Raw genomic sequence first — 20,353 nt, 5'->3', positions numbered from 1 at the left:
CCGTACCCTTGAATACGTGGCTTTGAACAGGATTGTGCTCTATTACGCCTTCGCTCCGCTCCCGGACCCGGAGGCCATCCGGCTGTGGCAGCGGGCCGTGTGCGAAAAGCTTGGACTCACCGGCCGGATCCTTATCTCCCCGGACGGGATCAACGGAACCGTCGGCGGCGAACTGGACGCGGTCAAGCAGTATGTGAAGACCACCCGCGAACATCCCGCGTTCCGGAACCTGGACGTCAAATGGTCCGAGGGCGGCGCCGCGGACTTTCCCCGGCTGAGCGTGAAGGTCCGGGAGGAAATCGTCTCCTTCGGGGCCCCGGGTGAGCTCAAAGTGGACGAAAACGGCGTCGTCGGCGGCGGCACGCACCTGCGGCCGCAGGAACTGCATGCCTTGGTCGAGGCCAGGAAGCAGGCAGGGCAGGACGTGGTCTTCTTCGACGGCCGCAACGCCTTCGAGGCGCAGATCGGCCGCTTCAAGGATGCCGTCGTGCCGGACGTGGCGACCACCCACGATTTCATTAAGGAGCTGGATTCGGGCAAGTACGACGAGCTGAAGGACAAGCCGGTGGTGACCTACTGCACCGGCGGCATCCGCTGCGAGGTGCTCTCGGCGCTGATGGTCAACCGCGGGTTCCAGGAGGTGTACCAGCTCGACGGCGGCATCGTGCGCTACGGCGAGGCGTTCGGGGACTCCGGGCTGTGGGAGGGTTCGCTGTACGTCTTCGACCGCCGCATGCACCTGGAGTTCACCCCGGAGGCCAAAACCATCGGCCGGTGCGTCCGCTGCGAGGCGCCCACCAGCAAGTTCGAGAACTGCTCGAATCCCGCCTGCCGGAAGCTGACGCTTTACTGCGCCGGCTGCGCGGCGCAGCCACAGACCCTGCGCTGCCCCGGCGGCTGCGCCGGCTGAGCCCCGGTCCCGGCCGGTCAGGGTTCGGGCCACAGGCCCCGTGACGCGTCCTGCGGCTCAAGGTCCTGAACCTCGGTCTTGAACACGGTCATTCCCCGCGCCCGGTAGTTGGCCAGCGCCGCCGGCCCGTCCAGCGAACAGGTGTGCACCCACACCCGGTGCACCGGGGCGAAGCCCCGCCAGCGCACGGACAGCTGCCAGGCCTGGCGGAGGCCTTCGGTCAGCAGCCCGGCGCCCAGGCCGCGGCCGATCGCCTCGGGGAAGAGCCCGAAATACATGATTTCGACGGCGGTGCCGGCCGCTTCGGGCCGGCCGAGCAGTTCCACATACCCGGCCGGGGCCCCGCCGTCGGTCAGCACCCAGGTTTCGGACCCGGGCGTGTCCAGCAGCTCCTGCCACCGTGCCCGGGTCAGCGCCAGACGGTCCGCCCAGTTCCAGCCACTGCCCACGGACCGGTACAGGAACTTGCTGAACTCCGGGGTGACCGCCTCCACCCGTTCGACCCGGCTCCCGGCCGGCAGCGGTCGTGCCCCTGCCTCGAGCTGGCCGGGGGAGGTCTGTTCCAGATGGGTGGTGGTGACGAGCATGGGCCCATTCAACCACCGTCGTGCCGCCCGGCGGCAACACCGCTTAAACGCAACACCACTTAAGCTTGGTGCCGTGACTGACTTCGATGCCGGGCGTACCCCGGATGCCCCGCAAAGCCACGACCTGCGGCTGCTGTCCGCGCTGGCGGGGGACCTGGCCCGGCTGGACTACACCGTGGACGGTGTCGCGGCGCTGCTGGGGCCCGAGGCCTATGAGGCCTTCGGCCGGGACCAGTTGGTGCCTGCCCTGCAGGTGACCGGCCGGCAGGTGGGTGCCGGGAAGATCCCGGGGCAGGCGGCCGGGCTGGCCGCCGTCGTCAGGCTGTGGCTGCTGGGCCGGCCGGTTCCGGAACAGGCGGTGGCCGCGGCCCTGCCCGCCACCGGAGCGGCCGGGCTGCAGAAACTGGGCCTGGCCGAAGCGGAGGCCGGGCAGGTCCGCGCCCTCGCGGACCTGCGCCCCTACGCCTCCGAGGATCTGGACCTGTGGGTGGCCAGCGACCTGGGTGCACACCAGCGCCCGGGGGTGCTGCGGCATGACCATGTGCTCGGTATCGGCCAGGCCTCGCTGACGCTGGCCCAGCTGACCGTCAGGGCGCCGGTGGATCGTGCCCTGGACCTGGGCACCGGCTGCGGGATCCAGGCCTTCCATCTGCTCAGTCACGCCCGCCACGTCACGGCCACGGATATCTCCGTCCGGGCGCTGGCCTTTACCCGCTTCAACCTGCTGCTCAACGCCGGCCGGCTGGGCCTGGTCCCGGAACGGCTGCAGGAGCGGGTGAGTCTGCGGCTGGGATCCCTGCTGGAACCGGTGGCGGGGGAGCGCTTCGACCTGGTGGTGTCCAACCCGCCGTTCGTGATCACCCCGCGTTCGGCGGCGGAAACCGCCGCGGACCAGTTCACCTACCGCGACGGCGGGCTGCCCGGGGACGATATTGTCGCCCGGCTCGTGGCGGGGCTGCCCGGGGTCCTGGTGCCCGGCGGGACGGCCCAGCTGCTGGGCAACTGGGAGATCCGCCAGGACGGCGGCGAGGAGCAGCCCTGGCACCGGCGGCTCGAGGGCTGGCTGTCCCCGGACACCGAGGCCTGGATTATCCAGCGCGAGCGCCTCAGCCCCGCACAGTATGCCGAAACCTGGCTGCGCGATGCCGCCGAGAACCGGGACGCGGAACACTACGAGCACGCCTACGCGGCCTACCTCGAGGACTTCGTCTCCCGGCAGGTCTCGGGCATCGGCTTCGGCATGATCTGGCTGCGCCGGGCGGCGGACGGCGGCGCGGGCCGGCTGCGCCGCTTCGAGGAAATCACCTACCCGATCGAGCAGCCGATCGGCCCCCACCTGGCCGCGGCAGTGGAACGCCACGACTGGCTGCGGGCCCACGCGGCGGACTTCGCGCAGCAGCATCTGTGCCCGGCCGGGGACGTCACCGAGGAGCGGCACCAGCGGCCCGGCGCGGAACACCCCGGGGTTATCCTGCTGCGCCAGGGCGCCGGGCTGCGCCGGACCAACCTGATGAGCTCGGAACTGGCCGGTTTTGTTGCCGCCAGCGACGGCGAGCTGCCCGTGGGCCGGCTGGTCGCCGCCCTCGAAACGCTGGTGGAGGACCCCGGGGAGGAGTTTGCCGAACGGCTGACCGGCCAGGTGCGCAACCTGGTCGAGGACGGCTACCTGGTCCCGGCCGAGGCGCCGGGACGTGCGCCGACGGTGCCGCTGCCGGGCTCCGGCACCGGATCTTGACAACGCGTGCTCCATGGCGCACTACACTTATTTTCCATGACCAATGGAGCAGCAGCGCCGGTGGATCCTTCCGGTCCGGCCGGGGACCGGGTAAATATTTCCGATGCCCGGGCCATCCGCGCCCTGGCCCATACGGTGCGCCTGAAGGTCATCGAGGAACTGTTCGACACGCAGCAGCCGGCCACCGCCACCGAGCTGGCCCAGCGGCACGGGCTTACCCCCAGCGCCATGAGCTACCACCTGCGTGCCCTGGAGAAGTGGGGCTTCGTCAAGCGCAGCGCCAACCAGGGGGACGGCCGCGAGCGGCACTGGCAGGCCGCAGCCGGACGGCTGGACGTGACCTCCGTGGCGGACAGCACGGCGGCCACCATGGGCGTGGTGGACGTGGAGCTGAACGATCTGAGGGCCCGGCTGGCCAAGTACATGAAACGGGACAAGCAGACCCCGAACCCGGACACCTGGCGCCAGGAGGGCCATTTGGCGGCCCTGAGTACCGGACGGTTCTACCTGACCGCCGAGCAGCGCGCGGACCTGGGCCGGCGGATCGGGGAGATCCTGCTGGACTACAGCCCCACGACCAACCCGGAAAACCGCGGCGACGGGGCCGAAAAGCTGTACTACGTCCTTTCGTTCCTGCCCGGGGACCTGGATGCGGAGGAAGCCGGCTGACGGAGGCCCGGCCGCACCGCCGCCGCGGCCGGGTTTCCGCACCGGAGGGAAGTTGCGGCTAACCTTGTGCTGGTAACTGCCCTGTGCAACGGGGGAGCGACGCACCGCAGTACCACCCACCGAAGTTGACGTAGGAGAATCGTGCCAGCCAAGGCCCGCGAAAAGACCGGTAAGAAACTCGTGATCGTGGAGTCTCCTGCCAAGAGCAAGACCATTGCGGGTTATCTTGGCGAGGGGTTCGAGGTCACTGCCTCGGTGGGCCACATCCGCGACCTGCCGCAGCCATCGGAACTGCCCGCCGAGCTGAAAAAGACTTCGGTGGGTAAGTTCGCCGTCGACATCGAGCACGACTTCGAGCCCTACTACGTGGTCTCGCCGGGCAAGAAGAAGACGGTGGCCGAGCTGAAGAGCAGGCTCAAGGACGCCGACGAACTTTACCTGGCCACTGACGATGACCGCGAAGGCGAGGCGATCGCCTGGCACCTGCTGGAGGTGCTCAAGCCCAAGATCCCGGTGCACCGGATGACCTTTTCCGAAATCACCCCCGAATCCCTCCAGCGCGCCCTCCAGGAGCTGCGCGACATCGATTCGGACCTGGTGGATGCCCAGGAGACCCGCCGGATCGTGGACCGACTGTTCGGCTACGAGCTCTCGCCGGTGCTCTGGCGCAAGATCAAGGCCGGCCTGTCTGCCGGCCGCGTGCAGTCGGTGGCCACCCGGCTGGTGGTCGAGCGCGAGCGCGAGCGGATGGCCTTCCGCTCGGCCGCCTACTGGGACCTGCTGGCCGTCGTCGAGCCGGTCGAAACCGCCAAGGGCGGCGCCTTCAAGGCCAGGCTGGTGCAGCTGGACGGCGCCCGGGTGGCCAGCGGCCGCGACTTCGACGACCGCGGGATGCTGAAGACCCGCGGCGCGGTGCACCTGGACGAGGCAGCAGCCACCGCCCTGGCGCAATCCCTGGGCGGCGCCGCGTTCGCGGTGCGCTCGGTGGAGAACAAGCCCTACACCCGCCGCCCGGCGGCGCCGTTCACCACCTCCACGCTGCAGCAGGAGTCCGCGCGCAAGCTCGGCTTCTCGACCAAGACCACGATGCAGCTGGCCCAGCGGCTCTACGAAAACGGCTTCATCACCTATATGCGTACGGACTCCCCGGCGCTGAGCGACCAGGCCGTGAACGCGGCCCGCCGGCAGGCCGCCGAGCTTTACGGGCCCGAATACGTGCCGGACTCCCGCCGGGTGTACAAGGGCAAGAACAAGAATGCCCAGGAAGCGCACGAGGCGATCCGGCCTGCCGGGGACTCGTTCCGGACCCCGGGGCAGGTGCGCAGCAAGCTCGGCAACGACGAGTACCGGCTGTACGAGCTGATCTGGAAGCGCACCGTCGCCTCCCAGATGGCCGACGCCAAGGGTTCCACCTCCACGGTGCGCCTCGGCGCCACCGCCGCGGACGGGCAGGACGCGGTCTTCACCGCCTCCGGCACCGTGATCACCTTCCCCGGCTTCCTGGCCGCCTACGAGGAAGGCCGGGACGCCGCGCGCAATGAAGAGGACGACGCCGAGGGCGGCCGGCTGCCGAACCTGGACGAAGGCGACCAGCTCTCGCCCCAGGAAGTCACCGCCGTCGGGCACGAAACCTCCCCGCCGCCGCGCTACACCGAAGCTTCGCTGGTGGCCACGCTCGAAGAGCGAGGCATCGGCCGCCCGTCCACCTACGCGACCACGATCTCCACGATCATGGACCGTGGGTACGTCCGCAAGCGCGGCTCCGCCCTGGTGCCCAGCTGGATCGCCTTCTCCGTGGTGAAGTTGCTGGAGGACCACTTCAGCGACTACGTGGACTATGACTTCACCGCCGCGATGGAGGAAGGCCTGGACCGCATCGCCAACGGCGATGCACGCCGGGTGGACTGGCTGAACGGCTTCTACTTCGGGGACCGGAAGGAAACCGGGCTGCAGACGGTGGTCAACGACCTGGGCGAAATCGATCCCCGGGTGGTCAACTCGATCGGCATCGCCGACGGGATTACGCTGCGCGTGGGCAAGTTCGGTCCGTACCTGGAACGTGCCGCCGCGGACGGCAGCGGCGAGCCGGAGCGCGCCAATGTCCCCGAGGACCTGGCCCCGGACGAACTGACCCCGGCCAAAGCCCTGGAGCTGATGGAGGCCCAGGGGCCGGGCGAACGTGTGCTGGGCCAGGACCCGGAGACCGGACGGAGCATCGTGGCCCGCGACGGCCGCTACGGGGCCTACGTCACGGAGGTCATCCCGGAGCTGACCGCCGAGGAACTGGCGGCACTGCCGGTGGAGTACTACAAGAACGGCAAGCCCAAGCCGCCGAAGAAGCCTGCCAAGGTCAAGCCGCGCACCGGCTCGCTGTTCAAGTCCATGTCGGTGGACACGGTGACCCTGGCGGACGCGCTGAAGCTGATGAGCCTGCCGCGCGTGCTGGGCACGGATGACGAGGGCCAGGAAATCACCGTGCAGAACGGCCGCTTCGGACCGTACCTGAAGAAGGGCACGGACTCGCGCTCGATCGGTTCCGAGGAGGAGATCTTCACGATCACCCTCGAGCAGGCCAAGGAGATCTATTCACAGCCGAAAACCCGGGGCGGGCGCACCGCCGCCGCGCCGCTGGCCGAGTTCGGCGTGGATCCGGTGTCGGAGAAGAACATCGTGGTCAAGGAAGGCCGCTTCGGACCGTATATTACCGACGGCGTCACGAACATTACCGTGCCGCGCTCGACGAGCATCGAGGAACTGACCCGGGAACAGGCCGTCGAACTGCTGGCCGAAAAACGGGCCAAGAGCCCGGCCAAGAAGCCCGCCCGGCGCCGGACTGCGGCGGCCAAGTAGCCGACGCCGGGCCCGGCGTTTGCGGCGGGCCCGGCGGGTGGCGACATAATAAGAGCATGCGTCTGGGCGTTCTCGACATCGGCTCCAATACCGTTCATCTGCTGCTGGTGGACGCCCATCCCGGCGCGCGGCCGGTTCCGTTCGCCTCGCACAAGCGCCCGCTCTCGCTCGTGGCCTATCTGGATGGCAAGGGCCGGATCAACGAAGAAGGCCAGCAGGAACTGATCTCCTTCGTACGCGAAGCCTGGGACTTCGCCGGCCTGCACCGGGCCGAGGACATGCTCGCCTTCTGTACCTCGGCCATCCGCGAAGCGGCCAACGGCAGCGAAGTGCTCGCGCGCGTCAAGCAGGAGACCGGGGTGCTGCTGGACGAGCTGACCGGACCGCAGGAGGCGGCCATGACGCTGGTGGCGGTCCGCCGCTGGTACGGCTGGGGCGCCGGAACGATCCTGGACCTGGACATCGGCGGCGGTTCTTTCGAAATGGCGATCGGCCACGACGAGCAGCCCGACGCCGCGGTCTCCGTGCCGCTGGGCGCCGGGCGCCTGACCCGGGACTGGCTGCCGGGAGAACTGCCCAGTGCCCGGAGCATGCGCGAGGCCGGCGACTACATCCGTACGACCCTGGAAGAGGCCATCCCCCAGATCGACGGCGCCGGACGGCCGGACCTGACCGTGGGCACCTCCAAGACCTTCCGGTCGCTGGCCCGGATCACCGGCGCCGCGCCGTCGGCCGCCGGTCCGTACGTCCGCCGCGAGCTGCGCCGCCGCGACCTGTACCTGTGGACCCACCGGCTGGCAGCGATGCCGGTGGAGGACCGGGTCAACCTGCCCGGTGTCTCGGTCATCCGGGCCCCGCAGCTGCTCGCGGGCGCGATGGTGGCCCACACGGCCATGGAGCTGTTCAAGGTGGAGGTCATGCAGATCTGCCCTTGGGCGCTGCGGGAGGGGCTGATCCTCAAGCGCTTCGACCATCTGCTCTTCGACAGCGACGTCCCGGTCGGTCCGGTCGGTACCGGGCCGGTGGACCGGGCCCTGCGGCCGGTGGTGCTGTCCCAACCGGCGGGCGGCCCGGCGCGATGAGCCGGGCCGAGGCCGGCCGGGCCCAGGACACGGCCGGTCCCCGGATTCCGGTGGCGCTCTCGAGTGCGTCCGTCTACCCGCTGGCGGTCCACGATGCCTTTGCCGTGGCCGCCGACCTGGGCTACGACGGCGTCGAGGTCATGGTCACCAACAACCACGATTCGCAGAATCCGGACGCGCTCAAGACGCTGCGCGAACGCTACCAGCAGCCGGTGGTGGCCATCCACGCGCCGACGCTGCTGCTGACCCAGCAGGTCTGGGGCAAGGCGTGGAACAAGATCATGATGTCCGCAGCCATGGCCGCGGAACTGGAAGCCTCCACCGTGGTGGTCCACCCGCCCTTCCGGTGGCAGAGCGGCTATGCGGAGAATTTCGCCACCGGCATCCGCCGGATCATGGACGACTTCGGGGTCACCATCGCGGTGGAGAACATGTACCCCTGGAAGGTGCGCGGCCGGGAAGCCAAGGCCTACCTGCCGCACTGGGATCCGCGGCCCTATGACTACGAGCACATCACCTGGGATTTCTCCCACGCGGCCTCGGCCGGTGTGGATTCCTACGAGGAGATCCAGCTGATCGGGGACCGGCTGAGGCACGTCCATCTCACGGACGGGTTAGGTGGCAGCTGGGATGACCACCTGGTCCCCGGCCATGGCCAGCAGCGCTGCGCCGAGTCCTTGCAGCATCTGGCCGAAAGCGGCTGGGACGGCGTGGTGGTGGCCGAGGTCAGCACCCGCAAGGCCAAGGGTGCCGGCGAACGCGAGGAACTGCTCGGCGAAACCCTGGACTTCGCACGCCGGCATCTGGGCCACAGCAATATCGAACTGAGCGAGAACTGATCCGGGCCTTAAAACGAGAAGTGCCGGCGAGCCAGACAGATGGTTGGGGGAGACATCCGCTACTCGCCGGCACCCGGACCACACCAGAAAGCCTGGCCCGTAATCACTCGCACCTTTATGAGGTAGTTATAAATCTACGGGCCAAGTTTGGGATATCCCCCTTAAGAACCTGAGAGTAGGCTGGGAGTTCCGTTTTCCGGGCCCGGGGAGGCGGCGTGATTCAATGGCAGCTATGAACGCAGACCCTACCGTCCCCGCCACTCCACCTGTTTCCGGCCGGGTCGCCTTCCTCGGCTGCGGCTCCATGAATGAGGCTGTGCTGGCCGGGCTGCTGGCGGCCGGCACCCCGGCTGCCAGCGTGACCGCCACGGTCCGCAGGCCGGAGCGGGCCGAGGAGCTGCGCGGCCGCTACCCGGGGCTGTCGGTGCTCGCCGAGCAGGAGGACCCGGAGGCCAACCGCAAGGCGGTGGCCGGGGCGTCCGTGGCAGTGCTCGGGGTCAAGCCGGCTGGCATTACGGCCCTGTGCCGGAGCATCGCCCCGGTCCTGGCGCGCCAGACCGTCGTCGTCAGCGTGGCCGCGGCGGTCACCGTGGCCACCATGGAGGCCGCCCTGCCCGCCGGGCAGCCGCTGGTGCGCAGCATGCCGAACACGCCGCTGAAGGTGCGCCGCGGCGCCGTCGGCCTGGCGCCCGGCAGCAGCGCCACGGAGTCACAGCTGGCGGCGGCCGCGGCCGTCTTTGCCGGCGCCGGGACGGTGGTGGTGGTCCCCGAGGAGCAGCTGGACGCCGTCTCGGCGATCAGCGGATCGGGTCCGGCCTACGCCTTCTACCTCGCCGAGGCCATGGCCGCGGCCGGGGTCGGGCTGGGCCTGGATGCCGCGCTGGCCATGACCCTGGCGCGGGAGACGGTGGCCGGTGCCGGGCTGATGCTCGCCCAGGAGGGTGCGGATCCGGCCGCGCTGCGCAAGGCCGTGACCAGCCCCAACGGAACCACCGAACGGGCCATCGCCGCCTTCGACGCCGAGGGCCTGCCGGCCATCATTGCCGCCGGGGCCCGGGCGGCCGAAGCCCGTGCGGCGGAGCTCTCGCGCGAACTGGGCTGACTCCCGCGCGGGCTCGGCCCGGCAGTGCTACGGTCTGGCCGCGAACCGCTCCAGCAGGTCCACGTGGCCGGAGACGATCAGCATGTCCCGGCTGGAGACCTTGGTCTCCGGCCGGGCATAGGTAAAGTCCTCGCCCGGGGACTTCACCCCCACCACGGTGACCCCGTACTTGGCCCGGACCGCGGATTCCCCGAGCGTGAAACCCTGGGTTTCCTTCGGTGGGTACATCTTCACGATCGCGAAGCCGTCGTCGAACTCAATGAAGTCCAGCATCCGGCCGCCCACCAGGTGCGCCGCCCGGCGCCCGGCATCGGCCTCCGGATAGATCACGTGGTTGGCCCCGATCCGGGTCAGGATCTTCCCGTGCGAAGGCGTGATGGCCTTCACCCAGAGGTGCTCGATGCCCAGGTCCACGAGGTTGACGGTGATCAGCACCGAGGACTCGATGGAGGTGCCCACGCCTACCACCGCGGAGGTGAATTCCTGCGCCCCGAGCTGGCGCAGCGCGTCGATGTTCGTGGCGTCGGCTTCGACAACGTGGGTCAGCGCGCCGGCCCACTTCTGCACCAGGGCCGGGTCCCGCTCGATCGCCAGCACCTCCCGGCCCTGCTTCACCAGCTGTTCGGCGGTGGCCGCGCCGAACCGGCCCAGGCCGATCACCAGCACCGGGGCGTTGTGGGCCGGGCGGCCGGTTGCGGAAGATTTGTCAGCCAATGATCGGTCTTTCTTCGGGGAAGTGGTACAGCTGGCGCCGCTCGCGCAGCGCCAGCGCGGAAGCAAGAGTAATCGTACCCACGCGGCCGGCGAACATCAGCACCGCCAGCACGTACTTGCCCTCCGGGGGCGCCTCGGCACTGAGGTTCGTGCTCAGCCCCACCGTGGCGAAGGCCGAGATCACCTCGAACAGCACCCGGTCCAGGCTGGCTCCGGTCATCGTCAGCAGCATGCCGGCGCCCACCGCCACCCAGGTGGCGCCGGCGACAATCACGGAGATGGCCACCCGCATGGCGCTGGACGGGATGGTGCGGCCGTGCACCTTGACGTCGTTGTCGCCGCGGGCTTCGGCCATGATGGCCAGGAAGACGATGGCGATGGTGGTCACCTTGATGCCGCCGGCGGTGGAGGCCGAACCGCCGCCGGCGAACATCAGGGCGTCGGTGAGCAGCATGGTGCTTGAATCCAGGTGGTTCATGTCCACCAGGTTGAAGCCGCCCGACCGCGTCATGACGGAGGCAAACAGCGAGTGGACCGTCTTGTCCCACGCTCCCAGCGCCCCGATCGTGCGCAGGTTGTTCCATTCCATGGCACCCCAGGCCAGCGTGCCGGCGACCAGCAGGATCAGGGACACCTCGATGGTCAGCTTGGTGTGCAGGTTCCAGTTCCGGTACCGCCAGCCGCGCTCGAGCAGGATCATCACCACCGGGAAACCCAGGCTGCCCAGGAAAACACCGATCATCAGCGGGAAGAGGATCCATCCGTCGGTTTCGTAGGGCACCAGCCCGTCCGAGTGCGGGGTGAAGCCGGCGTTGTTGAAGGCGGAAATGGAATAGAAGACGCCGTGCCAGACGGCCTGTCCCAAGGGCTCGCCGAGAATGATGAAGCGCGGGATCAGGACCAGCGCCAGGACCACCTCGATCACCACCGAGGTGGTGATCACGATGCGCAGCAGGGTACCCACCTCGCCGAGCCGGCCGGCGTTCATGGCCTCCTGGGCAATCAGCTTGCCGCGGACTCCGAGGCGCTTGCTGACAGCCAGGGTCAGCAGCGAGGCCAGCGTCAGCGTGCCGAGTCCGCCGATGAAGATGCCCAGCAGGATGACCACCTGGCCGAAGGCGGACCAGTGCTCGGCAGTGGAAACCACGGTCAGGCCGGTGACGCAGACGGCCGAGGCGGCGGTGAAGAACGCGTCGTACAGGACGGTCGCCTTGCCGTCGGCCGCCGAGGCCGGCAGCGCCAGCAGGCCGGCGAAGACGAAGATGACCGCGGCGTACACGATCAGGGCCAGCCGGGCCGGGGAACTGTTGGCCACCCGGTCCACGAAATCGCGCATGCCGCCCAGCAGTGGCAGCCGCCCGGGTTGCCGCTGCGGTGTCCAGGACGGCTGGATCTTGCTCATGCGGATCAGTAAACCACTTATTACGCACCGGTCGGGTGCCGGGTGTGACCGGCGCATCAGATCGCGTAGCCTGAGGGGGATGTCCGCCAACCCGCCGCCCGCCGTCCCCACGCACATTGTCTGGGACCAGTCGATGCTGGCCTACAACTTCGGCCCGCATCATCCGATGAATCCGGTACGGCTGGACCTGACCGCCCGGCTGGCCGGCGAGTTCGGACTGTTCGCCCGGCCGAACGTGACGCTGGTGGCCTCCAGGATCGCCACCGACCAGGAACTTCAGACCGTGCACGACGCCGACTACATCGCCGCCGTGCACCGGGTCAGCGACGATCCGTCGACCCCGGACGAGGCCCGGGGGCTCGGGACCGAGGACGATCCGGCCTTCGCCGGCATGCATGAGGCCAGCGCGAGGCTGGCCGGTGCCAGCCTGCAGGCTGCGGACGCGATCCTCAGCGGGGCGGCGCTGCATGCGGTGAATTTTGGCGGCGGAATGCACCATGCCGCCCGGGACCGGGCCAGCGGCTTCTGCATCTACAACGACTGTGCCCTGGCCATCAGGCGCCTGCTCGACAACGGCGTGCAGCGGGTGCTCTACCTTGACGTGGACGCGCACCACGGGGACGGGACGCAGAACATCTTCTGGGACGACCCCCGGGTGATGACCATATCCCTGCACGAATCCGGCATGCATCTGTTCCCCGGGACGGGCTACGCCAACGAGGTGGGCGGCCCGGCCGCCCTCGGCAGCGCGGTCAACGTGGCCGTGCCGCCGCGCACCGGGGACGCGGCCTGGATGCGCGCCTTCCATGCCGTGGTGCCGCAGCTCACCCGGGCCTTCAGGCCCGAGGTGATCGTCAGCCAGCACGGCTGCGACGGCCATGCCCGGGACGTGCTCAGCAGCCTGCGCCTGAGCGTAGATGCGCAGCGGCAGATGATGCTCGACGTCGCCCAGTTGGCCCGGGAGGTAAGCGGCGACCGCTGGCTGGCCACCGGCGGCGGCGGTTACGACGTCTACGACACGGTGCCGCGGTCCTGGACGCACCTACTGGCCATCGCCTCCGGGCAGCCGCTGCCGCTGGACGCCAAGCTGCCGCAGGCCTGGCGGGATCATGCGCGGGCGCGCTCCGGCCGGGAAGGTCCGCAGCTAATGGGCGACGGCGCCGAGCTGTGGTGGCGCTCCTGGGAAGTCGGCTACGACCCGAACGACGCCATGGACCGGACCGTGATGGCCACGCGCAAGGAAGTCTTCCCCTACCACGGGCTGGATCCCTGGTTCGACTAGGCGCAGCGCGGTGGTCCGCCGGCCGCGGCATCCGTGTCCCGAACGTCCGTGTTCCATCCGGGGCGGTATATGCAGTTAGGGTAATGCATATGGTCATCGATGATGTCTTCGCCGTGATTGCCGAATCCACCCGCCGCCGGATCCTGCGTTCGCTGCACGACGGCGACAAGGCGGTGGGCGAGCTGGTCGACGAGCTCGAAGTCAGCCAGCCGACGGTGTCCAAGCACTTGAAGGTCCTGCGCGAGGCGGGGCTGGTGTCGATGCGCGCCCAGGGTCAGAAGCGTTTCTACTCGCTGGTCGTGGACCCGCTCGAGGCCGTCGCCGATTGGGTCCTGGCCTTCGGACTCGATGGCGCAGCGGCCCCGGAGCAGGTCCCGGCCGCGGCCGTGCCCGTCCGGTTGCCGGGTGCGGCGGCTGCGCTGCCGGCCGGCACTGCGCCCGGAGCGCATCATCCCCAGACCGTGCCCGCAATCGACCGGCCGGCGGCGCGTGCACGCACGCTGGGCCAGGCAGCGGACCGGGCCGCGAACAAGGCAGCCGACTTCCTGGCGCACCTCTCGAAGCCCAACTTGCCCAATCTGCCGCCGCTGCGCCGCCGGAAGAAAGGCTGAACGGCGGTTACGCGCCGGTAACCGCATGTTTCGGCCGTGTTTCCAACTTCTCACCGAATGTGGTTCCCTTTTACGGGCACCAATGAAGTTGCCGGGGCATCATGCGGTCAGAGGACCGGACGATGCCAGTCCGTTAAGCACATTTCATTAGGTTCACCCCGGAAGGGACCCCATCCATGGACGCCCAGCTGCTCTCGATCCGCGACGAGGTCTTCCGCCGGAACCCCGGCGAAGTCGAATTCCACCAGGCCGTGAACGAGGTTTTCGAAAGCCTCGCCCCGCTCACGGACAGGCACCCGGAATACACCGATGCCGCCATCCTGCAGCGCATTTGCGAGCCGGAGCGCCAGATCATCTTCCGCGTCCCGTGGGTCGACGACGCCGGCAACGTGCAGATCAACCGCGGCTTCCGGGTCGAGTTCAACTCCGCCCTCGGCCCCTTCAAGGGCGGACTGCGCTTCCACCCGTCCGTCTACCTGGGCATCGTGAAATTCCTGGGCTTCGAACAGATTTTCAAGAACGCGCTGACCGGCATGCCGATCGGCGGCGGCAAGGGCGGCTCGGACTTCGACCCGCGCGGCAAGTCCGACGCCGAGGTCATGCGCTTCTGCCAGTCCTTCATGACCGAGCTCTACCGCCACATCGGCGAGTACACCGACGTGCCCGCCGGGGACATCGGGGTCGGCGGCCGCGAGATCGGATACCTCTTCGGCCAGTACAAGCGGATCACCAACCGCTATGAATCCGGCGTGCTCACCGGCAAGGGCATCGGCTGGGGCGGTTCGCTGGTCCGCCCGGAGGCCACCGGCTACGGCGCCGTGCTGTTCGCGCAGGAGATGCTCAAGACCCGCGGGCGCAGCTTCGATGGCCAGCGCGTGGTGGTCTCCGGCTCCGGCAACGTGGCCATCAATGCCATCGCCAAGGCACAGACCCTCGGCGCCACCGTCGTCGCTGCCTCGGATTCAGCCGGCTACATCGTGGACGAGGCGGGCATCGACGTGGACCTGCTGCGCCAGATCAAGGAAATCGAGCGCGGCCGGATCTCGGAGTACGCCGAGCGCCGCGGCTCCGCCGTCAGCTATGTTGCCGCAGGATCAGTCTGGGATGTCAATGCCACGGTGGCCCTGCCCTGCGCCACGCAGAACGAACTGGATGACAAGCAGGCCGCCCGGCTGATCGAGAATGGTCTGGCCGCCGTCGCCGAGGGCGCGAACATGCCCTGCACCGCCGAAGCCACCGCGCTGTTCCACGAGGCCGGGATCCTGTTCGGTCCCGGCAAGGCCGCCAACGCCGGCGGTGTGGCCACCTCCGCGCTGGAAATGCAGCAGAACGCCAGCAGGGATGCCTGGACCTTCGAGCACACCGAGCAGCGGCTGGCCGAAATCATGGTCGGCATCCACGACGACTGTGCCGCGACCGCCGAGGAATACGGGATGCCGGGCAACTACGTGGCCGGCGCCAACATCAGCGGCTTCAAGAAGGTAGCCGACGCCATGCTGGCCCTCGGGGTCATCTAGGGCCCGGGCCGCCTGCCATGCCGGCTTCGCACCCACAGCATGCGGCCGGTGACCCGTCCGGGACACCGGCCAGGACGATCCTGGGACTGGATATCGGCGGGACCAAGACCCACGCCATCCGGCTCGAGGCGGGCCGGCTGGCCGCCGAGGCGGTGGCCGGCAGCGCCAACCTGCAGAACACGGACCGGGCCGCGGCCGCCGCGGCACTGGCGGAGGCCATCGCCGCCGTCGGCGCGGGGGACGTGCAGGAGGTCTATGCCGGCGCCGGCGGCATCGATACCGACGACGACGCCGCCTCCCTGCGGGCGCTGATCGCGCCGCTGGTGCCCGCAGCCAGCATCCATGTGGTGCACGATTCCCGGCTGGTGCTCGCTGCCGGACGGGCCCGCACCGGAATTGCGGTGATCATCGGCACCGGCACCGCCGTCTGGGGTACCGACGGCAGCCGGCAGGCGCGCGCGGGCGGGTGGGGCCACCTGTTGGGGGACGAGGGCAGCGGCTACTGGCTTGCCCGCGAGGCCGTCCGGCACTGCCTGCACCGCCACGATCTTGGCCTGGCCCCCGACCTGTTGTGCACGCAGTTGCTGGCAGCCTGCGGACTGGACCGCCCGGTGGCCTTCATTGCGCGCTTCCACGGCCTCGGCACCGCCGGCCGGAATGGTCCGGACCGCGGCTACTGGGCAGCGCTGGCGCGGGTGGTCGTCGCGGCGGCCGAGGCCGGCGACAGCGCGGCACGCAGCATCCTGGACGCCGGCACGGAGGCGGTGGCCGGGCAGATCCTGCAGGTGGCACGCCAGTTGGGCATCGCAGGCCCGGTCATCCTCGGCGGCGGCCTGGGCGCCAAGGTGCCGCTGATCCGGGAGGGCATCCTCCGTGCCCTGGCCCCGCACGGGATCACCGAGGTGGCCTGCCTGGACCGGGAACCGGTCTTCGGGGTCGACGTGCTGGCCGGGCTGGCCTGAGCCGTCCGTCATATTTCTGCGCCGGCTTTGCACAAGCCGACGTGCCGGGCGTAGGCTCGCACCATGACAAACCGTTGGTATGCGTATTTTGCGTTGGCTCTGGAGGGGCCTGACGTGACTGCCTGACGGCGTGCGCATCCAACAAACCTTCAGAGCCAACAGGGCAGAGATCATTCTCTGCCCTTCGCCATTTCTCCGGCGGGTTCTGATGAGGCTCCCGCCCTGACAGACGGGACGACCCCATGACCACCACCACCGAATTGGCCGCCGGCAATCCGCACGCGGCCGGCGCGGACCACTGCGTCCCGCTGCCCTCGCCGGCCGAACTGCGCGCGGAACTGCCGTTGCCCGCCCGGCTGGCCGCCGCCGTCGAACGCGGCCGCGACGAGATCCGGGCGGTGCTCAACGGCGTCGACGACCGGCTGCTGGTCATTGCCGGGCCCTGCTCCATCCATGATCCCGAGGCCGGGCTGGACTACGCCCGCCGGCTGGCGGCCGCGGCGCGCCAGCACAGCAGCGACCTGCTGGTGGTCATGCGGACCTACTTCGAGAAACCCCGGACCACGGTCGGCTGGAAAGGCCTGATCAACGACCCGCACCTGGACGGTTCCCATGACATTGCCGCGGGCCTGCGCACCGCCCGCCGGTTCCTGCTCGACGTCGCGGACCTGGGCCTGCCGGTCGCCACCGAATTCCTCGAGCCGGTCAGCACCCTCTACCTCAGCGACCTCGTCGGCTGGGGCGCCATCGGTGCCCGCACCACCGAGAGCCAGATCCACCGCCAGCTGGTCTCCGGATTGCCGATGCCGGCCGGTTTCAAGAATGGGACCGACGGCGGCCTGCAGGTGGCGTTGGACGCCTGCACGGCGGCCGCCGCGGCGCAGACCTTCCTGGGCATGGATCAGCAGGGCCGGGCCAGCCTGCTGGCTACCGCGGGCAACCCGGATACCCACCTGATCCTGCGTGGCGGCAGCGCCGGACCCAACTACGATCCCGAGCACATCGCCGCAGCCTCCGCACGGCTGGCCGCGGCGGGGCTCAATCCACGGCTGATCGTCGATGCCAGCCACGGCAACAGCGGCAAGAGCCACCACCGCCAGGCCGAAGTGGCAGTGGAACTGGCCGCCCGGCTGGAAGCCGGCGGCCCCGGCGCCGAGGCGATTTCCGGCGTCATGCTGGAAAGCTTCCTGATGCCGGGAGCGCAGAAGCTTGAGCTCCCGGCCGCCGGGGTGCGCGCGGACCAGCCGGCGCCGGGCCTGGTCTACGGCCAGAGCGTGACAGATGCGTGCATGGACTGGGAGATGACCGCCGGCGTGCTGGAGCAGCTGGCGCGCGGGGCCCGCACCCGCTCCGGCGGGCACCCGCTGGTGCGCAGGACGGCCTTGGGGTAGGCAGACACGGACTTTCACTTTGGTCACTCCTGGCACTAAAGTATCCACTCAGGGCGGATTCGCGCTTGGCAAGCCGGCACGCCGTCGGAAATGCCGCAAGTGAAGGATTTGGAACAATGGCTGACGAGGGCAATTTTTCCCAGGTGCGCTTCCTAACCGTGTCGGAAGTGGCCGAGGTGATGCGCGTGTCCAAGATGACCGTCTACCGGCTGGTGCATTCGGGCCAACTGCCCGCCGTGCGTTTCGGCCGCTCGTTCCGGGTGCCCGAGGCCGCCGTCGAGCAGTACCTGCGCAGCGCCGTCGTCGACGGCCGCTCGGAGACTGCCTGAGGGCAATCACCGCCCGTCCCCGGACGGACGGTCATTGACAGGGGAGTTAAGGCGGTACCCTGTTAAGGAACTTCCTGCCTCGCCGCGGCCAGCTGCGCCGGTGCAGGATTTTGTATCATTGTAGGAATCCGCCGGTCCAGGTGCGCCCCTAGCGGGCGGAGCCTGTCCGCGGGTGCTAATGGATTTGTGAGGAACTCCATGGGTTCGGTTATCAAGAAGCGCCGCAAGCGTATGGCCAAGAAGAAGCACCGCAAGCTGCTTCGCAAGACGCGCCACCAGCGCCGCAACAAGAAGTAGGGCCAGCCGGCTCTGCTTAAGGCTTCACGGTCCGCCAGGTTCGCCTGGCGGACCGTTTGCTGTTTAAGCCGCCGGGCCGCTGGTCGGTCCGCGGAACCTGCTGAACCCCCGCCAGAGGCCATAGGCGGCCCCGGCTCCGGTGGCCAGCTTCAGGCCCAGCGTGGCGGCGCGCCGGCCGCTGCGGAAATCGTAGACCGGCCAGTTGCGCTCCCGGGCGTAGCGGCGCAGCCGTGCGTCCGGATTGATGGCCACCGGGTAGCCCACCAGGGACAGCAGCGGAACGTCGTTGTACGAGTCGCTGTAGGCCCAGCAGCGGGCCAGCTCCAGGCCTTCCCGGACTGCCAGCTCCCGCACCGCCACGGCCTTGGCCGGACCATGCAGGATCTCGCCGACCAGGCGCCCGGTATACGCGCCGTCCGCGATTTCGCCGACGGTTCCAAGGGCTCCGGCCAGGCCCAGCCGGTCCGCGATCACGGACGCCACTTCCACCGGTGTAGCCGAGACCAGCCAGACACGGCGGCCGGCGCGCAGGTGCTGGTCCGCCAGGGCGCGCGTGCCCGGCCAGATCCGCGAGGCGATGATCTCGTCATAAACTTCCTCGCCGAGCGCCTTGACGTCGGCGGCCAGCAGGCCGGTGGCCAGGGCCAGGGCCCGGTCGCGCGCGGCCTGGATATCCTTCAGGTTCTCGCCCCGGAGACTGAACCGGACCTGCTTCAGCGCGATGCCAGCCAGGTCCCGGAGGCCGAAGATGCCGCGGCGGTACATCTGGTAGGCCACATGGAACAGGCTGGCGCCGCGCATCATGGTGTTGTCGATGTCGAAGAAGGCCGCCGCACCGGCGGGACCCGGATCCGCAGGCGCCGCGGCCCGGCCGGCGCGGCGGCTGGAGGCTTTGGCCATGTAACGAGTCTAGCCACAGGGCGGCCGGGATTGTCCGGCCGGGCTGTCGGGCGGCTACTTTTTAAGCTATGACGCAACCAGAGACGCGACCGCAGCATCACCTTGTGCTGCTGACGAAACCCGATTGCCACCTCTGCGAAGCGGCCCGCCGGACTGTTGCCGCCGTCGCCGCCGAGACGGGGGTGCCGTGGGAGGAAAAGTCCATCCTGGACGATCCGGCGCTGGAGGCCCGCTTCGCCGAGGAGATTCCGGTGGTGATGATCGACGGCGTGCAGCGTGACTTCTGGCATATCGACCCGGAGCGCCTGCGCCGGCTGCTGTCGGCCTGAGCACCGGACTGTTCCCGGGTAGGGGCCGGCCTGCGGGAACCGGCGTCCCATGGTCATCAGGTTGGTGGCCCGCAGGGCAGCGCATAAGGTAAGGGGGTGAGCGTGCCGGACCATCCAGAGACCGCTTCCGGCACGGAGGAGTCCGGCCGGAAGATTCCTCCGGCGTCCCTGGCCAGGCTGCCTATCTACCTGCGCGCACTCAACGCCATGCTGGCGGATTCGGTAGAACGGGTCTCATCCGAGGAACTTGCCGAGGCGGCCGGCGTGAAGTCCGCCATGCTGCGCAAGGATCTGTCCTACCTCGGCTCCTTCGGTACCCGGGGTGTTGGGTACGATGTCCAGTTCGTGAGCCAGAAGATCTCCGCGCTGCTGGGCCTGTCGCAGGAATGGCGTGTGGCGATTGTCGGCGCCGGGAACCTGGGCCGGGCGCTGGCCCGCTATAGCGGTTTTGCCAGCCGGGGCTTCGAGGTGGTGGCCGTGTTCGATGCGGACGAACGGATCGTCGGGACCAGGATCGGCTGGCTCACGGTCAGCAATGCGGACAACCTGGAATTCGAGCTCGAGCGCACGCAGACCAACATGGCGGTGCTCGCCGTTCCCGCGGCGGTGGCCCAGCAGCTGTGCGACCGTCTGGTGGCGGCCGGCGTGACCAGCATCCTCAGCTTCGCGCCCGTGGTCCTGCAGGTGCCACCGCACGTGCAGGTGCGCAAGGTGGACATGGGCACCGAACTCCAGATCCTGGCCTACCATGCCCAGCGGGCGCAGGAAACGGAGTCCGGTTCCCGCGCCCGGTCGGCGCAGTAGCTGGCGCCGAGGGTCCCGCCGCGAGCGAAGCGGGCGAAGAG

The 20,353-nt window shown here is 69.2% G+C and carries 20 protein-coding genes; 16 read left to right on the top strand and 4 right to left on the bottom strand.

All coding sequences use genetic code 11. From position 1 onward, the window contains the following. Window positions 1–16 precede the first annotated feature (16 nt). Entirely contained in the window at window positions 17–910 is an 894-nt protein-coding gene (gene trhO, locus LVY72_RS16625; RefSeq protein WP_237822883.1) for an oxygen-dependent tRNA uridine(34) hydroxylase TrhO, read from the top strand. Between the two features lie 17 nt (window positions 911–927). On the opposite strand, the gene LVY72_RS16620 is transcribed toward trhO, so the two are convergent. Next, window positions 928–1,497 carry a GNAT family N-acetyltransferase gene (locus LVY72_RS16620; protein ID WP_237822881.1) on the bottom strand — a complete coding sequence of 190 codons (570 nt, stop codon included), beginning with the start codon at window positions 1,495–1,497 and terminating at the stop codon, window positions 928–930. 73 nt (window positions 1,498–1,570) lie between these two features. On the opposite strand from LVY72_RS16620, the gene LVY72_RS16615 reads away from it, so the two are divergent. The 6 genes from LVY72_RS16615 to proC all read left to right on the top strand — a co-directional run bounded on the left by LVY72_RS16615 (window position 1,571) and on the right by proC (window position 9,774). After that, the gene (locus LVY72_RS16615; protein ID WP_237822880.1) at window positions 1,571–3,232 is read left to right on the top strand and encodes a DUF7059 domain-containing protein; all 1,662 of its coding nucleotides are present in this window, start codon (window positions 1,571–1,573) and stop codon (window positions 3,230–3,232) included. Between the two features lie 36 nt (window positions 3,233–3,268). Next, complete coding sequence (locus LVY72_RS16610) at window positions 3,269–3,901, top strand: ArsR/SmtB family transcription factor (RefSeq protein WP_237822877.1); 633 nt, start codon at window positions 3,269–3,271, stop codon at window positions 3,899–3,901. 141 nt (window positions 3,902–4,042) lie between these two features. After that, entirely contained in the window at window positions 4,043–6,751 is a 2,709-nt protein-coding gene (topA, locus tag LVY72_RS16605; RefSeq protein ID WP_237822875.1) for a type I DNA topoisomerase, read from the top strand. A 56-nt stretch (window positions 6,752–6,807) separates the two neighbouring features. Beyond that, window positions 6,808–7,833 carry a Ppx/GppA phosphatase family protein gene (locus tag LVY72_RS16600; protein ID WP_237822873.1) on the top strand — a complete coding sequence of 342 codons (1,026 nt, stop codon included), beginning with the start codon at window positions 6,808–6,810 and terminating at the stop codon, window positions 7,831–7,833. Beyond that, a complete protein-coding gene (locus tag LVY72_RS16595; RefSeq protein WP_237822871.1) occupies window positions 7,830–8,672 on the top strand; it encodes a sugar phosphate isomerase/epimerase family protein in 843 nt (280 codons plus the stop codon). Before LVY72_RS16600 ends, LVY72_RS16595 begins: the two co-directional genes overlap by 4 nt. A gap of 232 nt (window positions 8,673–8,904) precedes the next feature. Then, window positions 8,905–9,774 carry a pyrroline-5-carboxylate reductase gene (gene proC, locus LVY72_RS16590; protein ID WP_237822869.1) on the top strand — a complete coding sequence of 290 codons (870 nt, stop codon included), beginning with the start codon at window positions 8,905–8,907 and terminating at the stop codon, window positions 9,772–9,774. Window positions 9,775–9,801: 27 nt separating this feature from the next. Here the strand turns inward: proC and LVY72_RS16585 are convergent, their stop codons facing one another. Continuing rightward, the gene (locus LVY72_RS16585; protein WP_237823027.1) at window positions 9,802–10,440 is read right to left on the bottom strand and encodes a potassium channel family protein; all 639 of its coding nucleotides are present in this window, start codon (window positions 10,438–10,440) and stop codon (window positions 9,802–9,804) included. Between the two features lie 40 nt (window positions 10,441–10,480). After that, a complete protein-coding gene (locus tag LVY72_RS16580) occupies window positions 10,481–11,890 on the bottom strand; it encodes a TrkH family potassium uptake protein (protein WP_237822867.1) in 1,410 nt (469 codons plus the stop codon). Window positions 11,891–11,969: 79 nt separating this feature from the next. Between LVY72_RS16580 and LVY72_RS16575 the strand changes: the two genes are divergently transcribed. From LVY72_RS16575 to LVY72_RS16545, 7 genes are all read left to right on the top strand, one after another. Then, window positions 11,970–13,172, top strand: a complete 1,203-nt coding sequence (locus LVY72_RS16575) for an acetoin utilization protein AcuC (RefSeq protein ID WP_237822865.1) — start codon at window positions 11,970–11,972, stop codon at window positions 13,170–13,172. 89 nt (window positions 13,173–13,261) lie between these two features. After that, window positions 13,262–13,783, top strand: a complete 522-nt coding sequence (locus tag LVY72_RS16570; RefSeq protein ID WP_237822863.1) for an ArsR/SmtB family transcription factor — start codon at window positions 13,262–13,264, stop codon at window positions 13,781–13,783. Window positions 13,784–13,959: 176 nt separating this feature from the next. Beyond that, on the top strand, window positions 13,960–15,300 hold the full coding sequence (gene gdhA, locus LVY72_RS16565; RefSeq protein ID WP_237822861.1) for an NADP-specific glutamate dehydrogenase: 1,341 nt from the start codon (window positions 13,960–13,962) through the stop codon (window positions 15,298–15,300). A gap of 17 nt (window positions 15,301–15,317) precedes the next feature. After that, a complete protein-coding gene (locus LVY72_RS16560) occupies window positions 15,318–16,262 on the top strand; it encodes an N-acetylglucosamine kinase (protein ID WP_237822859.1) in 945 nt (314 codons plus the stop codon). Between the two features lie 242 nt (window positions 16,263–16,504). Next, window positions 16,505–17,653 carry a 3-deoxy-7-phosphoheptulonate synthase gene (locus tag LVY72_RS16555; protein WP_237822857.1) on the top strand — a complete coding sequence of 383 codons (1,149 nt, stop codon included), beginning with the start codon at window positions 16,505–16,507 and terminating at the stop codon, window positions 17,651–17,653. Between the two features lie 116 nt (window positions 17,654–17,769). Then, window positions 17,770–17,982 (top strand): helix-turn-helix domain-containing protein, encoded by a 213-nt coding sequence (locus LVY72_RS16550; RefSeq protein WP_237822855.1) that lies wholly within the window; start codon window positions 17,770–17,772, stop codon window positions 17,980–17,982. 198 nt (window positions 17,983–18,180) lie between these two features. After that, on the top strand, window positions 18,181–18,279 hold the full coding sequence (locus LVY72_RS16545; protein ID WP_003792170.1) for a 30S ribosomal protein bS22: 99 nt from the start codon (window positions 18,181–18,183) through the stop codon (window positions 18,277–18,279). Between the two features lie 63 nt (window positions 18,280–18,342). Here the strand turns inward: LVY72_RS16545 and LVY72_RS16540 are convergent, their stop codons facing one another. After that, window positions 18,343–19,179 carry an HAD family hydrolase gene (locus LVY72_RS16540; RefSeq protein WP_237822853.1) on the bottom strand — a complete coding sequence of 279 codons (837 nt, stop codon included), beginning with the start codon at window positions 19,177–19,179 and terminating at the stop codon, window positions 18,343–18,345. Between the two features lie 68 nt (window positions 19,180–19,247). Here LVY72_RS16540 and LVY72_RS16535 point away from each other — a divergent pair, with 68 nt between their 5' ends. Further along, complete coding sequence (locus LVY72_RS16535; RefSeq protein WP_237822851.1) at window positions 19,248–19,508, top strand: glutaredoxin family protein; 261 nt, start codon at window positions 19,248–19,250, stop codon at window positions 19,506–19,508. A 96-nt stretch (window positions 19,509–19,604) separates the two neighbouring features. After that, window positions 19,605–20,312 carry a redox-sensing transcriptional repressor Rex gene (locus tag LVY72_RS16530; protein WP_237822849.1) on the top strand — a complete coding sequence of 236 codons (708 nt, stop codon included), beginning with the start codon at window positions 19,605–19,607 and terminating at the stop codon, window positions 20,310–20,312. Window positions 20,313–20,353: the final 41 nt, after the last annotated feature.

This window comes from Arthrobacter hankyongi, assembly GCF_022012395.1.
GTDB classification, from domain to species: domain Bacteria; phylum Actinomycetota; class Actinomycetes; order Actinomycetales; family Micrococcaceae; genus Crystallibacter; species Crystallibacter hankyongi.
This window is presented reverse-complemented; position numbering and strand designations above follow the sequence as displayed.

Excerpts from the sequence above, each read along its gene's own strand:
- LVY72_RS16620 (WP_237822881.1), bottom strand. The coding sequence starts at position 1,497 with ATGCTCGTCACCACCACCCATCTGGAACAGACCTCCCCCGGCCAGCTC.
- LVY72_RS16610 (WP_237822877.1), top strand. The coding sequence starts at position 3,269 with ATGACCAATGGAGCAGCAGCGCCGGTGGATCCTTCCGGTCCGGCCGGG.
- LVY72_RS16600 (WP_237822873.1), top strand. The coding sequence starts at position 6,808 with ATGCGTCTGGGCGTTCTCGACATCGGCTCCAATACCGTTCATCTGCTG.
- LVY72_RS16595 (WP_237822871.1), top strand. The coding sequence starts at position 7,830 with ATGAGCCGGGCCGAGGCCGGCCGGGCCCAGGACACGGCCGGTCCCCGG.
- proC (WP_237822869.1), top strand. The coding sequence starts at position 8,905 with ATGAACGCAGACCCTACCGTCCCCGCCACTCCACCTGTTTCCGGCCGG.
- LVY72_RS16580 (WP_237822867.1), bottom strand. The coding sequence starts at position 11,890 with ATGAGCAAGATCCAGCCGTCCTGGACACCGCAGCGGCAACCCGGGCGG.
- LVY72_RS16575 (WP_237822865.1), top strand. The coding sequence starts at position 11,970 with ATGTCCGCCAACCCGCCGCCCGCCGTCCCCACGCACATTGTCTGGGAC.
- LVY72_RS16570 (WP_237822863.1), top strand. The coding sequence starts at position 13,262 with ATGGTCATCGATGATGTCTTCGCCGTGATTGCCGAATCCACCCGCCGC.
- gdhA (WP_237822861.1), top strand. The coding sequence starts at position 13,960 with ATGGACGCCCAGCTGCTCTCGATCCGCGACGAGGTCTTCCGCCGGAAC.
- LVY72_RS16560 (WP_237822859.1), top strand. The coding sequence starts at position 15,318 with ATGCCGGCTTCGCACCCACAGCATGCGGCCGGTGACCCGTCCGGGACA.
- LVY72_RS16555 (WP_237822857.1), top strand. The coding sequence starts at position 16,505 with ATGACCACCACCACCGAATTGGCCGCCGGCAATCCGCACGCGGCCGGC.
- LVY72_RS16550 (WP_237822855.1), top strand. The coding sequence starts at position 17,770 with ATGGCTGACGAGGGCAATTTTTCCCAGGTGCGCTTCCTAACCGTGTCG.
- LVY72_RS16545 (WP_003792170.1), top strand. The coding sequence starts at position 18,181 with ATGGGTTCGGTTATCAAGAAGCGCCGCAAGCGTATGGCCAAGAAGAAG.
- LVY72_RS16540 (WP_237822853.1), bottom strand. The coding sequence starts at position 19,179 with ATGGCCAAAGCCTCCAGCCGCCGCGCCGGCCGGGCCGCGGCGCCTGCG.
- LVY72_RS16535 (WP_237822851.1), top strand. The coding sequence starts at position 19,248 with ATGACGCAACCAGAGACGCGACCGCAGCATCACCTTGTGCTGCTGACG.